The sequence below is a fragment of the Peribacillus sp. P4_D6 genome, assembly GCF_056401795.1.
Window position 1 is genome coordinate 26,514 of the sequence record NZ_JBFUIQ010000034.1, and the last position, 15,891, is coordinate 42,404.

The 15,891-nt window shown below is 36.0% G+C and carries 17 protein-coding genes, 15 tRNA genes and 2 rRNA genes; 9 read left to right on the top strand and 25 right to left on the bottom strand.

Annotated elements, in window-relative coordinates; translation table 11 throughout:
• Positions 1–172: 172 nt before the first annotated feature.
• Entirely contained in the window at positions 173–934 is a 762-nt protein-coding gene (locus AC1DVB_RS12875) for a hypothetical protein (RefSeq protein WP_430153085.1), read from the bottom strand.
• Between the two features lie 353 nt (positions 935–1,287).
• On the opposite strand from AC1DVB_RS12875, the gene AC1DVB_RS12880 reads away from it, so the two are divergent.
• Positions 1,288–2,379: a hypothetical protein gene (locus tag AC1DVB_RS12880; RefSeq protein WP_477589503.1), complete on the top strand. Its 1,092-nt coding sequence runs from the start codon at positions 1,288–1,290 to the stop codon at positions 2,377–2,379.
• A 957-nt stretch (positions 2,380–3,336) separates the two neighbouring features.
• On the opposite strand, the gene AC1DVB_RS12885 is transcribed toward AC1DVB_RS12880, so the two are convergent.
• Complete coding sequence (locus AC1DVB_RS12885) at positions 3,337–3,768, bottom strand: hypothetical protein (protein WP_477589505.1); 432 nt, start codon at positions 3,766–3,768, stop codon at positions 3,337–3,339.
• A gap of 208 nt (positions 3,769–3,976) precedes the next feature.
• On the opposite strand from AC1DVB_RS12885, the gene AC1DVB_RS12890 reads away from it, so the two are divergent.
• The 7 genes from AC1DVB_RS12890 to AC1DVB_RS12920 all read left to right on the top strand — a co-directional run bounded on the left by AC1DVB_RS12890 (position 3,977) and on the right by AC1DVB_RS12920 (position 6,859).
• Positions 3,977–4,351: a hypothetical protein gene (locus tag AC1DVB_RS12890; protein ID WP_477589507.1), complete on the top strand. Its 375-nt coding sequence runs from the start codon at positions 3,977–3,979 to the stop codon at positions 4,349–4,351.
• Between the two features lie 265 nt (positions 4,352–4,616).
• Positions 4,617–4,871, top strand: a complete 255-nt coding sequence (locus tag AC1DVB_RS12895) for a helix-turn-helix domain-containing protein (protein ID WP_477589509.1) — start codon at positions 4,617–4,619, stop codon at positions 4,869–4,871.
• Between the two features lie 17 nt (positions 4,872–4,888).
• Entirely contained in the window at positions 4,889–5,230 is a 342-nt protein-coding gene (locus tag AC1DVB_RS12900; protein WP_400449939.1) for a hypothetical protein, read from the top strand.
• 25 nt (positions 5,231–5,255) lie between these two features.
• Entirely contained in the window at positions 5,256–5,582 is a 327-nt protein-coding gene (locus AC1DVB_RS12905) for a hypothetical protein (RefSeq protein WP_477589511.1), read from the top strand.
• 70 nt (positions 5,583–5,652) lie between these two features.
• Positions 5,653–6,021, top strand: coding sequence for a cysteine-rich VLP protein (locus tag AC1DVB_RS12910; RefSeq protein WP_430153093.1), 369 nt, complete (start codon positions 5,653–5,655; stop codon positions 6,019–6,021).
• A gap of 158 nt (positions 6,022–6,179) precedes the next feature.
• Positions 6,180–6,464, top strand: a complete 285-nt coding sequence (locus AC1DVB_RS12915) for a hypothetical protein (protein WP_430153094.1) — start codon at positions 6,180–6,182, stop codon at positions 6,462–6,464.
• Between the two features lie 104 nt (positions 6,465–6,568).
• A complete protein-coding gene (locus AC1DVB_RS12920) occupies positions 6,569–6,859 on the top strand; it encodes a hypothetical protein (protein ID WP_430153095.1) in 291 nt (96 codons plus the stop codon).
• Between the two features lie 757 nt (positions 6,860–7,616).
• Here AC1DVB_RS12920 and AC1DVB_RS12925 read toward each other — a convergent pair.
• Complete coding sequence (locus tag AC1DVB_RS12925; protein WP_477589514.1) at positions 7,617–8,327, bottom strand: hypothetical protein; 711 nt, start codon at positions 8,325–8,327, stop codon at positions 7,617–7,619.
• 229 nt (positions 8,328–8,556) lie between these two features.
• Here AC1DVB_RS12925 and AC1DVB_RS12930 point away from each other — a divergent pair, with 229 nt between their 5' ends.
• The gene (locus AC1DVB_RS12930; RefSeq protein WP_430153098.1) at positions 8,557–9,126 is read left to right on the top strand and encodes a recombinase family protein; all 570 of its coding nucleotides are present in this window, start codon (positions 8,557–8,559) and stop codon (positions 9,124–9,126) included.
• Between the two features lie 200 nt (positions 9,127–9,326).
• Here the strand turns inward: AC1DVB_RS12930 and AC1DVB_RS12935 are convergent, their stop codons facing one another.
• The 22 genes from AC1DVB_RS12935 to AC1DVB_RS13040 all read right to left on the bottom strand — a co-directional run.
• Entirely contained in the window at positions 9,327–9,851 is a 525-nt protein-coding gene (locus AC1DVB_RS12935; RefSeq protein ID WP_430153099.1) for a hypothetical protein, read from the bottom strand.
• A 283-nt stretch (positions 9,852–10,134) separates the two neighbouring features.
• The gene (locus AC1DVB_RS12940) at positions 10,135–10,779 is read right to left on the bottom strand and encodes a hypothetical protein (RefSeq protein ID WP_430153100.1); all 645 of its coding nucleotides are present in this window, start codon (positions 10,777–10,779) and stop codon (positions 10,135–10,137) included.
• Between the two features lie 226 nt (positions 10,780–11,005).
• Positions 11,006–11,281 (bottom strand): hypothetical protein, encoded by a 276-nt coding sequence (locus AC1DVB_RS12945; protein ID WP_430153101.1) that lies wholly within the window; start codon positions 11,279–11,281, stop codon positions 11,006–11,008.
• A gap of 360 nt (positions 11,282–11,641) precedes the next feature.
• Entirely contained in the window at positions 11,642–12,139 is a 498-nt protein-coding gene (locus AC1DVB_RS12950; RefSeq protein WP_477589517.1) for a helix-turn-helix domain-containing protein, read from the bottom strand.
• Positions 12,140–12,885: 746 nt separating this feature from the next.
• Positions 12,886–13,875 (bottom strand): tyrosine-type recombinase/integrase, encoded by a 990-nt coding sequence (locus tag AC1DVB_RS12955; protein WP_477589519.1) that lies wholly within the window; start codon positions 13,873–13,875, stop codon positions 12,886–12,888.
• Positions 13,876–14,049: 174 nt separating this feature from the next.
• A tRNA-Leu gene (locus tag AC1DVB_RS12960) sits at positions 14,050–14,130 on the bottom strand.
• 8 nt (positions 14,131–14,138) lie between these two features.
• Positions 14,139–14,212 (bottom strand) — tRNA-Cys (locus tag AC1DVB_RS12965).
• A 9-nt stretch (positions 14,213–14,221) separates the two neighbouring features.
• Positions 14,222–14,296, bottom strand: a tRNA-Gly gene (locus AC1DVB_RS12970).
• A 3-nt stretch (positions 14,297–14,299) separates the two neighbouring features.
• Positions 14,300–14,374, bottom strand: a tRNA-Gln gene (locus AC1DVB_RS12975).
• Positions 14,375–14,409: 35 nt separating this feature from the next.
• Positions 14,410–14,485, bottom strand: a tRNA-His gene (locus AC1DVB_RS12980).
• Between the two features lie 17 nt (positions 14,486–14,502).
• Positions 14,503–14,576: transfer RNA gene (locus AC1DVB_RS12985), tRNA-Trp, on the bottom strand.
• A gap of 10 nt (positions 14,577–14,586) precedes the next feature.
• A tRNA-Tyr gene (locus tag AC1DVB_RS12990) sits at positions 14,587–14,670 on the bottom strand.
• A gap of 16 nt (positions 14,671–14,686) precedes the next feature.
• Positions 14,687–14,762 (bottom strand) — tRNA-Thr (locus AC1DVB_RS12995).
• A 7-nt stretch (positions 14,763–14,769) separates the two neighbouring features.
• Positions 14,770–14,845, bottom strand: a tRNA-Phe gene (locus tag AC1DVB_RS13000).
• 12 nt (positions 14,846–14,857) lie between these two features.
• Positions 14,858–14,933, bottom strand: a tRNA-Asp gene (locus AC1DVB_RS13005).
• Positions 14,934–14,938: 5 nt separating this feature from the next.
• A tRNA-Met gene (locus AC1DVB_RS13010) sits at positions 14,939–15,012 on the bottom strand.
• 102 nt (positions 15,013–15,114) lie between these two features.
• A tRNA-Val gene (locus AC1DVB_RS13015) sits at positions 15,115–15,190 on the bottom strand.
• 15 nt (positions 15,191–15,205) lie between these two features.
• Positions 15,206–15,280 (bottom strand) — tRNA-Glu (locus tag AC1DVB_RS13020).
• 9 nt (positions 15,281–15,289) lie between these two features.
• Positions 15,290–15,381, bottom strand: a tRNA-Ser gene (locus tag AC1DVB_RS13025).
• A gap of 5 nt (positions 15,382–15,386) precedes the next feature.
• Positions 15,387–15,461, bottom strand: a tRNA-Asn gene (locus tag AC1DVB_RS13030).
• Between the two features lie 9 nt (positions 15,462–15,470).
• Positions 15,471–15,586 (bottom strand): 5S ribosomal RNA (rrf, locus tag AC1DVB_RS13035).
• A 119-nt stretch (positions 15,587–15,705) separates the two neighbouring features.
• Positions 15,706–15,891, bottom strand: a 23S ribosomal RNA gene (locus AC1DVB_RS13040); the annotation flags it as partial.

Consider the following 15,891-nt stretch of genomic DNA (forward strand, 5'->3'; position numbering starts at 1 on the left):
ATTTGCTTCCTTTTTATCCTGTTCTGCCTGTTGTGCTTTCTCTTTTTCTTCTTGTTCTTTCGTAGCTTTTTGTTGCTTCTAGTTTTGACTGTCTATTGCTTGCTTTCCTTTGACCATCACTTTCGATGCAATGTACTCATGTACACTTCAACTTTTGGTCGTATTTATTAAGTCAATTATGATTCTTGTTTTCAATATCTAATTTTATTTTTTGCAATTTACTACTTAGTTCCTTTCCTGATAAATCTATTGACGGGATTAGTAATTTCAATTTTAATTTACGTATTTTATCATAAATATCTCTGGATTCTATCTCGAGTTTTTCGCAATCGACTAAAAGAATATCCCCTTGACTAGATTCAGTCAAACTCAAAGCTTTTCGCTGATGTGCCCGCATTACACGAAGGCAGGTCTCATAATCCAAAAAAAGTTGCAGAGATTCTAATTTAATCCTTTCATTATCTTCTAGTCTATCCCAGTGTTTCTTAGCTGCTTCTAAAGTCATTTCAACTTTTTCTAGACGTTTATTAGCTTCATGTACTATAGATAATATTTTTACATTTTCTTTTAATATAGTTATATCTTCTGAATTAACTAAAGTGGCCAATTCTCTAAATTCTTTTTCTGTATCTTTGCGATATTCAGCTAATTCCCCCCTGTATTCTTGAAATGCATCCATACTACTTTTCGCTTCTTTAATGATACCTTCAGCCATTTCCATCTTTTTCTGTGCCTCTTGATTAGAACGGTTTATCATCCACCCTACTCCACCGAAAATGAGACTGATTATACCAAATACTATCCCTATTACCCACCCAATGTTAGCGATAACATCATTTAGAAAAGATATTTCATGGTCTTGTATGGAAATAACCTTATCTTGTAACTCTTTAATAAGGGCATCATTTGTTTTTACTGCATTCAATAAAATCATACGTTAATTCTCCAATATTTCTTTTAATCTTCTTTCGAAATTATACTATAATTTTCCTATATTGGGTTAATTCATTTAATGAAAAGTGTGATTTTTGAATTTCCTATTAAGCAGAAAATATTTATTATTTTCAAACCGGTGGAGAAATATATATGTTATTCTGACGTTAGAATATGGGAAGAGGATTCACTAGTATCCGTATTAGAAGAAGTAGTAACACCTTTTTTTGCCGTTGTTTTATTCGTGTTTTTTGTGAATCATTAAAAAATCGTCAGGTTATGGATGGATATATTTTAGATTCCCTATCCTTACTTTGTTTGGTGAAAATGAATTTTCATAAAGGAGAAAGTATTATGGAACCAATGTTACCACCCAGAACCAGAACACCAAACCCACTAAAAAAGGGATTAAAAAAACTTACTAACAAAATAAAATCTATGACAATAATGGAATTTCTTTTCTTTGTTGCTTTATTCCCTATAAGCACAGTAATAGTCATATCACTTATTAAAGGGTTTAATTGGTTCTATATTAAAACCGAGGGAATAATTCCAACTACAATAGTAATCTCACTTATCATAATCATCATATTTATTGCTGGGTTTATATATACGGTTAAACATAAATCAAAACTAAAAGAAGTAAATAAAGAATTTGATGCAACTACAATACTATGGTCTTGCTTAACTGGTTTATTAACTACTTATATAGGCTTCAGTGTATCTTTGTATACCTCAGAGTTGGTAAAAAAAGAAGAAGATAAGGAAAAGGTTGCAGCCCTTTTGGATATATATGTAGCAAAATATCAACAAGAGAAACAGGAGGTTAACAACACTAATGCTATGTTCGGTTTTTTTGATAAAATTGTAAGGGTAATAGAAGAAACGGGAACTTCTAATAAACAAGAAGAACAACCGAGTGAAACAGACAAGAATAACTCTGACAACAAAAAGATAATCAAAATAAAAGAACCCTTCTTATCTTTTATTTCACAAAATATTGATCTATACTCAAAGCTTTCTCCTAGTTTACAAGAGTGCATTCAAAATTGGGAATTGATAAATGATAAGTATAATATTGATTTAATAAATGATGGATACCCGAGGGAAAGTGAAAATCCAGATATGTCTAAGAAGTTATTGGATCAAAAGCGTGCTGAATATCTTATTACTATGGAAGAAGTTAGTAATGAAATTAGTAAACGATCTAATATTTTAGAGTTAGAACAACAATACTTAAGGGGGGAAATATCAGAAGAGGTACACGATAATACCATAGAACGTAATCTTGCATTTTATACTAAAGTTAATAGTGATCTTAATAGCATCAAAACTGTTAAGGCTTTCGAACAATATAGGGAAAACTATGATAAAAATGCATCTAAAATTGAGGAAGAGATTATCAAAAAAATAGAAAACGGAGAAGGGATTTATTATACATATTAGAGGTAATAAAAAGAGGTGCTACTGCAATTAACACCTTTTTCTTTTAATTTTTAATATTTCATTTGTTTTCTCTTCTGAAATAACAACTACAAACTTTCCATTCATCGGGATTATAACGATAGGGCGGTAGCTTAGGAGAATATATTGAATGGAGAATCACAATGACAGAAAGAAAAATGTGTGAGTTCTGTGCGGTTTGGGATGATCTTAGCAATCTAACCCCACTGTTTGAAAAGGGAAAAACTAATGTTTCGTATTACTGTGACAGGTGCATGCCAAGTGTTAAAACCAATCTATTGAAGTTACCCTACAGTTCTCTATTTACGTGGGGAAAGAAAGGCAGCCACAACGAAAAATAACCCCTGACAACTTTTTTAAGGTTGGACTCAGGGGCAGGTAGCTACTTTTCACTAAGTAATGTTCCCACCAAACCGGATACTATTCATTGGGCCTGGAATTGAGGACATAAAAAATAGCCCCCATCCGATTAAGGACAGGGGAACTTGAGATTGAATTTATTATGTAAGGTTGCTAATCCATCAAAAGATTAAGATCAGGAACTTGCTTACGCCACTTCATTACGCTATTCGCTTCATTCAGTGCATTTCTTTAACTGATTAACTTCATTCTTGTTTGCTATCATAGTGGTTTAGTTTAAGTTATTTGTTCTTGTTTACTCTATGGTGGAAGTGGTTTTCTTCCACAGTGTTTTATCTCTTAGTTACTGTTAGTTTAAGTTTAATTATCTTTAAGCTTCTTCATATAACTAGGGCTTCAACAGCACCCCATTTACAGGCACTTTTTACAGGAATCTTTTTACAAACGCTGAAACCCTTGGTATGACTGGTTTTCTTCAAAGTCATTAATTCAGGGATTAACCTGAATGTACCTATGTTATTTTATTGACGATATTTTTAATCAACTAAAGCACCCGTTAGCTTAATATTTTTCTATTCTTTATTTCTGTTCATTAAGTTGAAGTTTGAAAATAGAGGATAATGTTTCACCGTCTTTCCCTTCCAAAACGCCCCATACCTSCTTTTCATCCTGCACGTCTGTAGAACCACTTTCGTCGAACCACACCCTATATTTTTGCCCTTCCTTGTTATCCTGGTCTATAAACCAAAATACAGCATCTTCTTTGCTATCTTTATTAACTGATGCTGTTTTATCCCATTTTACATCTGCCGTAATGTTTTCAATCTTTTTCACATCATCTTTCTCTGATATAGCTTTTCTATCACTTAATACACCGTTCTTCTGTACCATTTGATAGCCAACAACTTTTGCTTTTACCTCGGAAGAACCCGAAGTTTTAGAAGAACTTGAACATCCTCCTAACGCCATAATGATAACAAGCAAACCGAAAATCCATAATAATTTCCTCATACTCACACCTCTTTTTTCCAATTATACCATTCATAAACAGTGTTGATTGAGTAATTTCAATTTTTTATCAACTCAATTTTACTACTTCTTGTTAAACTAACCTGCACCGTTAGTTTATTTGAAAGTTAATGTCCCAAAATCGTCCTCACCTGCAAGTACCTAAATATAAGGGCGAACAAACGCCCAAAAAATACTTGGAGGTACAACAATGAAGGACTTAATTCATTTCTTAAAACTTGGCATGTCAAACCCTGAAATTTTACTGGAGGACGGGAAATTACGTGAAGAATTTCTTGAAAAACTAAGGAGACGTAATGAAGTATTGGAACGAGTTGAAACCATATTATTATTGTCTAATGATGAGGCTACTGGAATACAACGAGTGGCATCGTTTTATGAAGTAGATGAAAAGGTAATTGAAAAGATTGTTAGTAGACACCTTGAAGAATTAGTTGGAGATGGATATAATAATGAAATTTTTACAAGACGTTCCATTTTACGAATAGGTATGCTGTTAGAAGATAATGAAATAGCAAATGAGGTCATGGTTCAGCTATTGAACATCAGTCGAGTGGATAAATAGATTGGGTGACCTGAAGTAAAAGCATTTGTACAACTTTTTTCCTTGCTTTCCTTTCTATTTTTCTAATTACTTTCATTTTCACCCTGTACCAGCTACCCATTTCCCGAACATAAAGGTGGGCAAGTAAAGCTTGCGAACGGTTAATAGACAATGGATCCTTTGATTAAAGTGTTGGGCTTAGTGCCTGACGCTTTTTTATTTTGGATTTCAAAAGCATAATTTATTCCAATTTAATGGGGTGGTGAAATTATTGGAGGAACTAAGAGTGAAACCTGAAATGTTACCTCTTATTCGTTCTTGTCGTGGTCTTAGTCAAGCTGAATTTTCGTTTTATATGGGGATTCCACAGGCTAGATTATCAGATTTAGAGACAGGACGAATTGACCTATCAAGACATTACGAAAAGAAAATATGGCTTGCTATACAAAGGCTTCCAATTAGTAGCATGGAATTACAACATATTTCTGAATTAGTGATGCTAGGTTATTCATCAAAGGCAAAGAAACAAAAACAAAAATAAAAAGGTGGTTTTTTACTATGTCAGAATTTAATCCAGAATTTATCAAAGCGTTGGCACACGGTGACACTGAGGCCCATGAAAAGCTTAAGTCGTTACCATTAACAGTCAGAATGGCACTAGGTACGGCTATTGACCAGTTAAGACGTGACGAAAATATCATTCCAATGAATGGAGGTATGTCAATTTATGAACAGAAGAAAAGTAGCTATGTTGATGATGATGAAGTCGGAAAAGCATTGGCTGAACGTATCCAACGAGAAAAGGACGCTAAAGAATTACAAGAACGGATTCGGGAAGAACAAATGGAAAAAGAGGTTAGATATAAAGTCAGCCGTGCAAGGGCTGGACTACCTTACTAATAAAATTGAAAAGGATGGATGAAAAATGTTAAACGACTTATTCTATGGAATGCGTGATATTAGAAACGAGTATAAAGAGGTTGGCGTAACAGCCACTAAAACTGGTGAGACAATCAATTCACTTGATAGGCAATGTAACGTGCGTGTAGACGTGGAAGGGTTAGAGGGTGACGCTAGTCTTTCTATTAAGTTTGAGGAATCTAATGACGGTGTTACTTTTAACGAGATTGGTACTTTCCCTATTCCTGATGCACATCATGGCGTACTGTTCGCTACGTTTAAAGATCATGTCCGTTACAAACTAATTGTAGGCGGTACTAATCCAAATATGGAAGTAACTCTCAGTTTTTAATTCAATATTTCCAATGACCTGTTGGCTTAATGCTGACGGGTCTTTTTAATTTTAAAGGGAGTGACAGGAAATGAGTTTACTAGATAACGCGACTCACAAAAAGGTTAAATCATTAGCAAAGAATACATGTGCCAGCTTCATTGACGGTGGTTGTGTATTTGGTGGTTCATGTGACTATTTCAAAAGATGCGGAAAGAGTGTCTCATGTGATTATTTCGAACAGTCTGTTTTGCCGGCTGATAAGGAACTAGAACAAGAGTACAAGCAGCAACACGGAATCAGCTATATAGAGAAATCAATCGGTGAATATGAACGTACTTGCAAGCAGTGTAATGAAATATTCAAAACAGATTCAAAGAACGTTTTAACGTGTTCAGATACATGTCGAAAGCAATTAAAGCAACAGAGGGACAGTATGCGGAAATTGCGTCAAAGTTAAAAGTAAGAATGTTGATATAGAGGGCTTTCTGAGGGGTTAAATTGAAGGGAAATGAGGGGGTAAGGTAATTGCACCTGAACCACTATTAAATTCATAAGAATCCCTCTATAGAAAGCTTTTGCGTCAAAGTTAAATACGATTTTAAAGGGGAGAATTAAATGGAACCATATACGAAAGAACGCTACACAAACATAATGGTAATGCCCTTAGTTAGCGAAGGTAGCAACAATGTCATGTACTTTTACAAGAAACCGACACTAAGGAACTGTAAATGTACTTTCATAGATGGTTCAGTGTACTGGCAGAAAGTGGTTGCAGATGACCATTACAAGGCAATAAAATCCGAACCAGATAAACTTTACCTAGACAAACAATGTACCGTTTTAGCTGGTGTAACTAGAAAACAGAAAATACAGGAATGTAAGAGAATGGGGTTAATTTAAAGCCCCATTCTTTTTTTGTCCTAATATTTTAATGAAACCTTCCCAAGTTCCCCTCTAAAAAGATTTATAATTATAGATGAATTAAAAATAGTGGGGGTTATCGAATGGAAAGTTATTATTTTTCAATTGAAAAAGCTACTAGAGATTCAGGCGATTATTTTGTTTATGAATGTAAAAATGGTAAACGTGAACCAATATTCGAACGGTTTGGAAAAAATCCTTATGGTGGATTAAAAGAGGCTAGACAAGCAATTGGACTATATTTACAAAAATGTGGCTATGGTCTGAATGAAGTATTTGAACATTACTGTGTTATTCATGATAGGGAAAATAATTCACCCCTAGAATGGACTGTTGAAAGATATTTAATAGGTGTACCAAAAAGCGGTAAGTAAACAATAACCAGCCCAAGATAAAAAAGGCAGGGTTAGGGTAAGTCACCTTAATTCCTGCTTAATTTTTGGGGTGTTTATTGATTGAGGTATTCAGCAAAATCAACCCGATCCCTATAATTGCGGCAAAAAAGGTTACAATAACGCCCTGAGGAGTTCTCACCACGAGACTATAGATGAAACATACCATGAACGCCATGACGATAAGGACGTGGAACAATCGGTATTTGGACATTTGATAGTACCCCTTTTCCATGTATTAAACTTGCCATATTATACCACTTTTAAGTTATGAAAGCCGACCGGAATTTTTTTTAGGGATGCTTCCTGAGTACCTAATTGCAGTTTCAGTAACCACCCCTTCGTCACATCAAATCGGCAGTACAATTACCCAGCAAGCAAAAGTTAAGTTGCATAGAATCGCCCTCACAGACACCCACTTATTTCCATCTAATAGTTTCAAAAACGGTAGCTATATTTTTTACGCAAGAGACCGATGGTACTGCACCTATCAATCCCCCGGGGCACCCCTTCGCCGTGTTAAATGATGGGAGGATCTCGTGGCAGCCGTTCCGTAAACAAGGGCATATCTAGGTGTATTCGATTCTCACTTTTTCAATTCACTTTTTATAGTGCTTCAAGTCTTATTACTACGTTGCTTGTTGGCACTCTCATATGTGTTGATATATGATACCGCCATTTACGGGATAAACGTACGTTAATAATCACTTCCTAGCCAAATAGGTATCTACATTGTTCTTTATTTACCAAAACTAAACAACTGATTTTTGGTTTTATAAATGTATCTCCTTAAATCATCATTACCACTACTAACTGAACCATTTTCATCTTCAACATCAGGTAGCCTAGAAATAAGTTCAAATAATAACTCTATGATAATTTTTAGACAGTAATTAAAATCCGTCCATGATTTAACCTCTTTATTATTAAACAGATGTACTAAATTTCTTTCTAGGCGTATAATATGGACTTCATTTTCATCAATAGTCCCTCCTTTAAAGATACCCTCATGTGTATCAAAAAAGTATTCTATTAGTTTAACTAATTTTAAGTCTTCAATGTTAATCTTTTTATTTTTACGGTCTAGCATAGGATTATTATCATACGAATGATTATAAATTGATAAGAATAATAACATCGTACTTTCTAATATTGCCCCTAAGCTTATCCAAGATTGTAATAGCAATCCTTTTTCTTCGAGTTCACTATTTCCATCTGAAAATAAATTCTGGTTTTCTTTAAACTTGTAATTAACTTTTAAGGCATAAGCTAACGACTTTAATTTTTCCAGCCTAATTTCATCAACATTTGTTATATTTTGATTGTAAGAACTTAAGAAGTCTATTTCCTCTGCAAAGTATGTTACTAACTTTTTAAGAAATTCTAAACCTTCCTCAGTACCAAGATTGTTAAATTCTTCTGTAGGATTCCATACATAACTTTTACTCACAATGATTCCCCCTTAATATCAATAAAATTATAATTTCTAATTATTTAAAGTTAAATACATCTTACAGAGTTTAATATTCAATTTTCAAAGTTACTATTCCTTCTTCTCCTTGATATTTACCCATAACTTAAAAGTATTGACACCGATTTGGAGATGCAGTATTATCAAGGTATCAGATGGTGTCATAACTTAGTGTCATAAGCAAGACGCCGAAAAGGGGATAATACATATGAAATACGGATACGCAAGGGTAAGTACAAAAGGACAAGCTTCAAATGGGAACTCATTAGAGGAACAAGTAAATAAATTAAAAGAAGAAGGTTGCGAAACAATCTATCAGGAAACTTTCACAGGAACTAAATCTGACCGTCCCAAGTTTCAGGAACTTCTTTCTTTACTTAAAGAAGGTGACACGCTGGTTGTTACTAAATTAGACCGTTTTGCTAGGTCGGCAGGATACGCTATAGAAACGGTAAAGGAATTATTTAAAAAGGGTGTTAGAGTTCACATTTTGAATATGGGACTAGTGGAAAACACACCGAACGGAAAGCTGATCTTTAACATACTGAGTTCTTTCGCAGAGTTTGAAAGGGATATGATTGTAGAACGTACACAGGAAGGTAAGGCTATCGCTAAACAGCGTGAAGACTTTAGAGAAGGAAGACCAAACAAGTACAGCAAAAAACAGATAGAACACGCTTTAGGGCTGTTAGGCACTCATAGCTATAAAGAGGTTGAGAACAAGACTGGCATATCCAAAAGTACTCTAATTAGGGCAAAGAAGAAGGCGACACTCTGACCAGTGTTAGCCTTTTTTATTGCTTGCAGTGGAAGTGTGCGTAAAAAAGTATTTCAGGTTGGCTGTTCAAACCACGTAAGAAAGCGATATTTACACAGATCCGCACATGCCTCAAAGTTCAACAATCCTTATGTACCAACCCTTCAGCCCCTCTTGCCTTGCTGTGCGGAGGGTATAAAAATACACCCTGAAATTGGGTGTTAAAACGGTAATGCATTATATACTGTGCTTGCCATACCTATTAGAGACTGTACTGTACTTGCATTATCCGTGAATCCCTTGATTTTCCCCATGACATCCATGAATTTGGTATTTGCCTCTTCCTGATCTTTACTCTTCATGATTTCCAGTATTTCAACCATCAGTTCAAAGGTTTCAGCCTGTTTCTCGTTACTTGTTTGAAGGAGGGAGGTCATTTCCGTTAGTAGGGCAGTATTCTTCTCAATTCCCTGTAAGGAACTTAAGACAGATTCTTTATACTCTGCTTCTCTTTGCTGTTCCTCTGCCTCTCTTTGTTGTGCCTCTGCCTTACTTTGTTGGATGCCATCCAGAAGAGACTGCGTGTAGCTTGTATCGACTTTAGGGGGGGTTGCTAATTCTGACATTTTAAGTGATTCGAGTACTTTATTCGGGTCAAGTTCTTTAAATATCCCACTACTGTTTCTCATCCGTTCCAGTCCCTTGGCATTGTCTTGTATCACCTTAAATACCTCTTTACTATCCACTTGGTTTCCTCCTCCTGTTTCTTATCCTTTAATTCGGCAGAGAGGGGCGATAGTCCTGCTACCCTTAAAATAATCAAGCACACTTAATGGATGCCTTAAAGTATTGTTGCGTTCATAAATTTATATCTATCTTTGCTTAATCTTAACTTTTCGCTTAAAGCCTCATTTTCAGCTTTTACTCTCATTCAACCATCCCCTTTTAACCTTCTAAATTCGACAGAAAGGGATTATTCACCTGCTGCCTATAAAGTGAAAAAGCACCCGTTTTGGATGCTTAAGATGATTACTGTACTTTTTCTTCAGTATTTTCAAAGTGACTATACGATAACTCTTTGTATATGACCTCTTTGAATGAGAACACCTCGTCCCATATCTCGGTAATTCCCCCCTTGGTGAGGAAAGGATTGTAACAATCTTCAAAAAGCTGTGATTGCAGTTTCGTATTTACTTTCCTTATTGATTTCAATGTTTTAGCACAGGATATTGAGACTTCTCTCGATAAAAATAATTCATTCATTGTAAAATAATCAAATGTTTTCTTGGATTTTTGGAAAAGTTCCAAGGCCTCGTTCATTCCATCTTCACCTAATCTATCTAGGATGGATATTTTGTCATGTTGATTTTTATCGGCTTCAATAAGCATGTCTAATTTCTGAGTAAATACAATTATCTCATTCCAAAACTCAAACACTCGCTGATATAACTCAGGGTAAACGGTGTGTTTCTTTGTTGCATACGCTTCAAAATCGAATAGCTTTTTACTTATGTCATACTTAGCCTTTTCAGACATAATAGTCAGTTCTTGCTTGTGATCTTCTAATCTCTTATTGAAATAGGAATCTATTTTCCTCTGAATAAGGTGCTTCACTAAAAAGCCTACTCCTGCAATAACTGCAGTTAAGCTAAAGTATTTGTAAATCCACTCCATAATGTCATTCCCCTTTACTCCTGATAAAAATTCGACATAAAAGGACAATAGTCCTGCTGTACACTAAGTAAAAAGCACCCTGAAGGGTGCGAAGTTATTCGTTCTGTCATTTGTCATTAACGAAAGCTGTAATTTCATGCTATTGTAAAGTTATCAGCACTAGATTATAAAGGGAACTGCAACTATTTATGTAATAGATTGAAGGTAGTCTTATCAAAACGCCAATTTAACTTACAACATTATTGATCTTATTTTGAAACTCAATCAACAAGTTTCTAAGTGTCTCATTCTCTTGCTTTACTTCTTCTAACCTCACATCTAATGTCTTAACTAATTCTAATATATCAATGTTTTCACTAGTAAACTTTATAGCATAAAACAGAGTATCTGTTCTATTAACTTTAAAACCTCTATATGACCTCTTATTTAATTCCTTATTGAGTTCATCTAAGATTTTAAATTCACCTTCATCTAATGCTATACTAACATTTTTCTTATTCATCAAAATAATTCCCTCCGATATTTTATCCTGTTGTCTAATGAATAACATACCAAAAGTATTCCACACTTGCTACCAAGGTTTAATAATTGTACGTGATTACAAATATCTTTTCATTAGTTGTCTCTTTAAGGCTTTCACTTTGATAGTTTCTTTATGAGAATATATATTAAGTATGATTATATAAGTCTTTATAGTAAGTATGTATAACGTTCGATTGCCAAACTATAGGAGTTCATCGATTCCACCATTGAAATAAAAATTTAAAACCACCTATCACTTGTGATTATAAGAAATGTGATTAATAAACTTGTGACTTTCAGTAATACCAGGGTGTTTGGGGATAGGTTAATCCCAGATGGATTAAAGTAATTTTGGGCCAACTTCTTTAGCTTGAATTTCACTTTCTTCTTCCTGTTTACTTAATAGAAATTTCTGTAACCGTTCCTTGTCGGATTCAGCTATTGCCATAAGTTTGGATATTTTCCCCTCTAATATCTTAACTTTTTCAGGAACGGCAATATATAATTCTTCTTTTTCTAATGGTAATAAAACAACGTATATATTATTACCTCTAGTTCCACTTGTTTTAGCTAACAACCCAGCTTCGACTAATCTTTTAAGACCTGAGATTATGGTGCCATTACTTTTTATGCCTGTGAAAACCATTAACTGCTGAATAGTAGGGTAAGCATAACCATAGTCAGTATTGTATAATTTAAGCAATTTTGAATAGATCACATAATCATTTTGAGTGATTAGTCCCAACTCTATATAGTTAAATAGGGATGAAGGCAACATCTCGAAATCACCATTTACGTTCCCTTTACATGGTATCCCACTACTTTTTACAATTGTCATTTTCTTGTCCTCCTTTATTCATGTGGTATATTTATTTACTTGCACATATCAAATAAATTAGGACAAAAAAACAAATAATTTAATATGTTCTTTTTGTTTAGTTAACAATTTATTTTTATTTTTAATTTTTATACTGATTGTTTTGACTTTTGGTTTTGGTTTCCTCTGAATTAACAAGATTGTCTAGGAAACATTGGACAAAAGAATGATTACCTTTATAGCACTTAAAAAAATTAAGTACTATAAAGCAGCCATCCATTAATACTGAATTGAACCGAGTTGTTGAGGGTTCCACCGTATCACCTTGTTTGAATGTTGTACTTTCATACTCAACAGACTTTTTACACGCTATGCTTGTCCAACGTGCCGAATGTTATCGTTTGTCTGTTGCTACCTGCACCGTAATGCACCAAGCAACCAACCGAACCGTTAATGGTCGTTCTCACCTAGTAACCACCAGCAAACAAGGAAAGCTGTTAATGTGATTACGGTTGTTTTTTCTGCATTGGCTACAACCAGTACCTTTCAAGGTTAGATTTACTTGCTATTAGTAGGCATTCCAGCAAGAGGACGACTAACAGGATGCCTTAAAAAAGACAATACTTAATACGCCTTGCATTAACGAATTTTTTTCGATAAGATGAAGGTAATTAACAGACTGATAGCTGTTCAGTTATTCAGTTTTGTAAATGAGTTATGGGTCACCTACTGCGAATAGGTGGCTTTCTTTTTGTTTTCAAATATAATTAGATTCGTTTATCTAACACTTTTATTGGCGAAAATTCTTTATGCCTGTCTCTAACATCATTACCAAATAGATTTACATATGTTTTCACAATTTCCATGCTGGTATGTCCTAAAATAGTTTGAATTTCAAATATATTAGCACCTTGTTGAACACTTAATTTAGCGAATGTATGCCTAAATGTATGACAGCTACACCTAACATCTTTAAGATTAGCCATCTCACCATATTTAGTAATCCTTTGTTGTATCCCTCTTTTAGACAATCTTTCACCATCAACAGTAACAAACAACGCTTCACTCTCTACAGAACCACGAATAGCTATGTATTTTTTTATTTGTTGCTTCATTTCTTTTTGAATGGGAACTAATCTTTCCCGATAACTTTTAGCATTTCTAATAACAACCATATAGTCTTCCCAGCGAATATCCTTTAAAGATAACCCTGCTAACTCATTCACTCTTATACCAGTTTCAAGCATTAACATCATGATTGTGTAATCACGGACACCTGTAAAAGTTCTAAGGTCCGGCTGTTTAAACAACCTATTTAACTGATCTTTAGTAAATGTAGCAATAACTGTTTTTCTATCTTTAAGCAACTTGATATTACCCATTGGATTATTTGAAATATGCTTTTGTTTATAAAGAAAATTATAAAAGGCACGTAAAGCACGCAATCTTGTATTGATAGTCACCACTCTGCTACCCTTGAAGTTACGCATATAGAGGATTACATTGTTTTTTATATGTTCTTCAGTTAGGTTAGAGGGTTTTAAAACAGTTATGTCTATTTCCTGATCTCTAAGCTGATTTAAACATGCTTGTATTTCATTCAAGTAATATTGAATTGTATGAGGTCTTAAATTCCGAAGTTCACAGTCTTGGATGAACAATTGTATAGCATCTTTAAATGTTTCTACATAGGATTTAACTTTCTTTTCAATAACAGCTAATTCAACTTCATTCAAAACATTATTACGCCTTGCCAAATTGGTTCCTCCCTTCAACAGTGAACACGATTCATGAACACGATTTCAGTTAATTTTGTCGTGTGAAAATAGATAAAAAAGACAACAAAAAAACGCCCCTACAATAACTGTAGAGACGTTTTTAAACGTTGCTATTACCTAATTCACTGTGTAATTGAAGGTAATAAAATGTGATACCGGTGGCCGGGGTCGAACCGGCACTCCAGAGGAACACGATTTTGAGTCGTGCGCGTCTGCCAATTCCGCCACACCGGCATGTATGTTGGAGGCGGCAACCGGAATCGAACCGGTGGTAAAGGTTTTGCAGACCTCTGCCTTACCGCTTGGCTATGCCGCCAACGTTTTTTGGAGCGAAAGACGGGATTCGAACCCGCGACCCCAACCTTGGCAAGGTTGTATTCTACCACTGAACTACTTTCGCATATGGCTGGGCTAGAAGGGATCGAACCTTCGCATGACGGAATCAAAATCCGTTGCCTTACCGCTTGGCTATAGCCCATTAACGTTGTAATCATTATATCATATTTTTTAAAATGGGGCGACTGATGGGAATCGAACCCACGAATGCCTGAACCACAATCAGGTGCGTTAACCACTTCGCCACAATCGCCATTATAGAATTTAAATTGGCAGGGGTAGTAGGACTCGAACCCACACTGGAGGTTTTGGAGACCTCTGTTCTACCTTTAAACTATACCCCTGTAATAAAAATGGTGGAGGGGGGCAGATTCGAACTGCCGAACCCGAAGGAGCGGATTTACAGTCCGCCGCGTTTAGCCACTTCGCTACCCCTCCGCATATAGATGAAACATGGTGCCGGCAAGAGGACTTGAACCCCCAACCTACTGATTACAAGTCAGTTGCTCTACCAGTTGAGCTACACCGGCACTACTATGGTGGCTCAGGACGGAATCGAACCGCCGACACAAGGATTTTCAGTCCTTTGCTCTACCGACTGAGCTACTGAGCCAAACAATAAAAATGGCGGTCCCGACGGGAATCGAACCCGCGATCTCCTGCGTGACAGGCAGGCATGTTAACCGCTACACCACGGGACCATAGATTGCGGGGACAGGATTTGAACCTGCGACCTTCGGGTTATGAGCCCGACGAGCTACCGGACTGCTCCACCCCGCGACGGTAATAATGTTGCTATTATAAATCAAGTTTTCGTGTTAAGCGTTTCAATGGGCTGAGTAATCAATCCTTTATGCAGAAACAACCTGATCTTATTGAAAATGGTGGAGGATGACGGGATCGAACCGCCGACCCTCTGCTTGTAAGGCAGATGCTCTCCCAGCTGAGCTAATCCTCCAATATGTTGTCTAAATGGTGACCCGTACGGGATTCGAACCCGTGTTACCGCCGTGAAAGGGCGGTGTCTTAACCGCTTGACCAACGGGCCAGGTATAAATGGCGGAGAGCAAGGGATTTGAACCCTTGAGACAGGGTTACCCGTCTACACGATTTCCAATCGTGCTCCTTCGGCCACTCGGACAGCTCTCCAATAATGGCTCCGCAGGTAGGACTCGAACCTACGACCGTTCGGTTAACAGCCGAATGCTCTACCACTGAGCTACTGCGGAACAATATAAGCTTGGCGACGTCCTACTCTCACAGGGGGAAACCCCCAACTACCATCGGCGCTGAAGAGCTTAACTGCCGTGTTCGGAATGGGAACGGGTGTGACCTCTTCGCTATCGTCACCAAACAATTTTAACATTTTTTCAAGACCTATATTATTATAACATCTTTTTGAGAAAATGCAAGAAGAAATTTTCATTCCTTCAAAACTAGATAATAAGAAGGTATTTCATTTTTTAAAAAGCGTTGGTTAAGTCCTCGATCTATTAGTATCAGTCAGCTCCACATGTCACCATGCTTCCACCTCTGACCTATCAACCTGATCATCTTTCAGGGATCTTACTAGCTTGCGCCATGGGAAATCTCATCTTGAGGGGGGCTTCATGCTTAGATGCTTTCAGCACTTATCCCGTCCGCACGTAGCTACCCAGC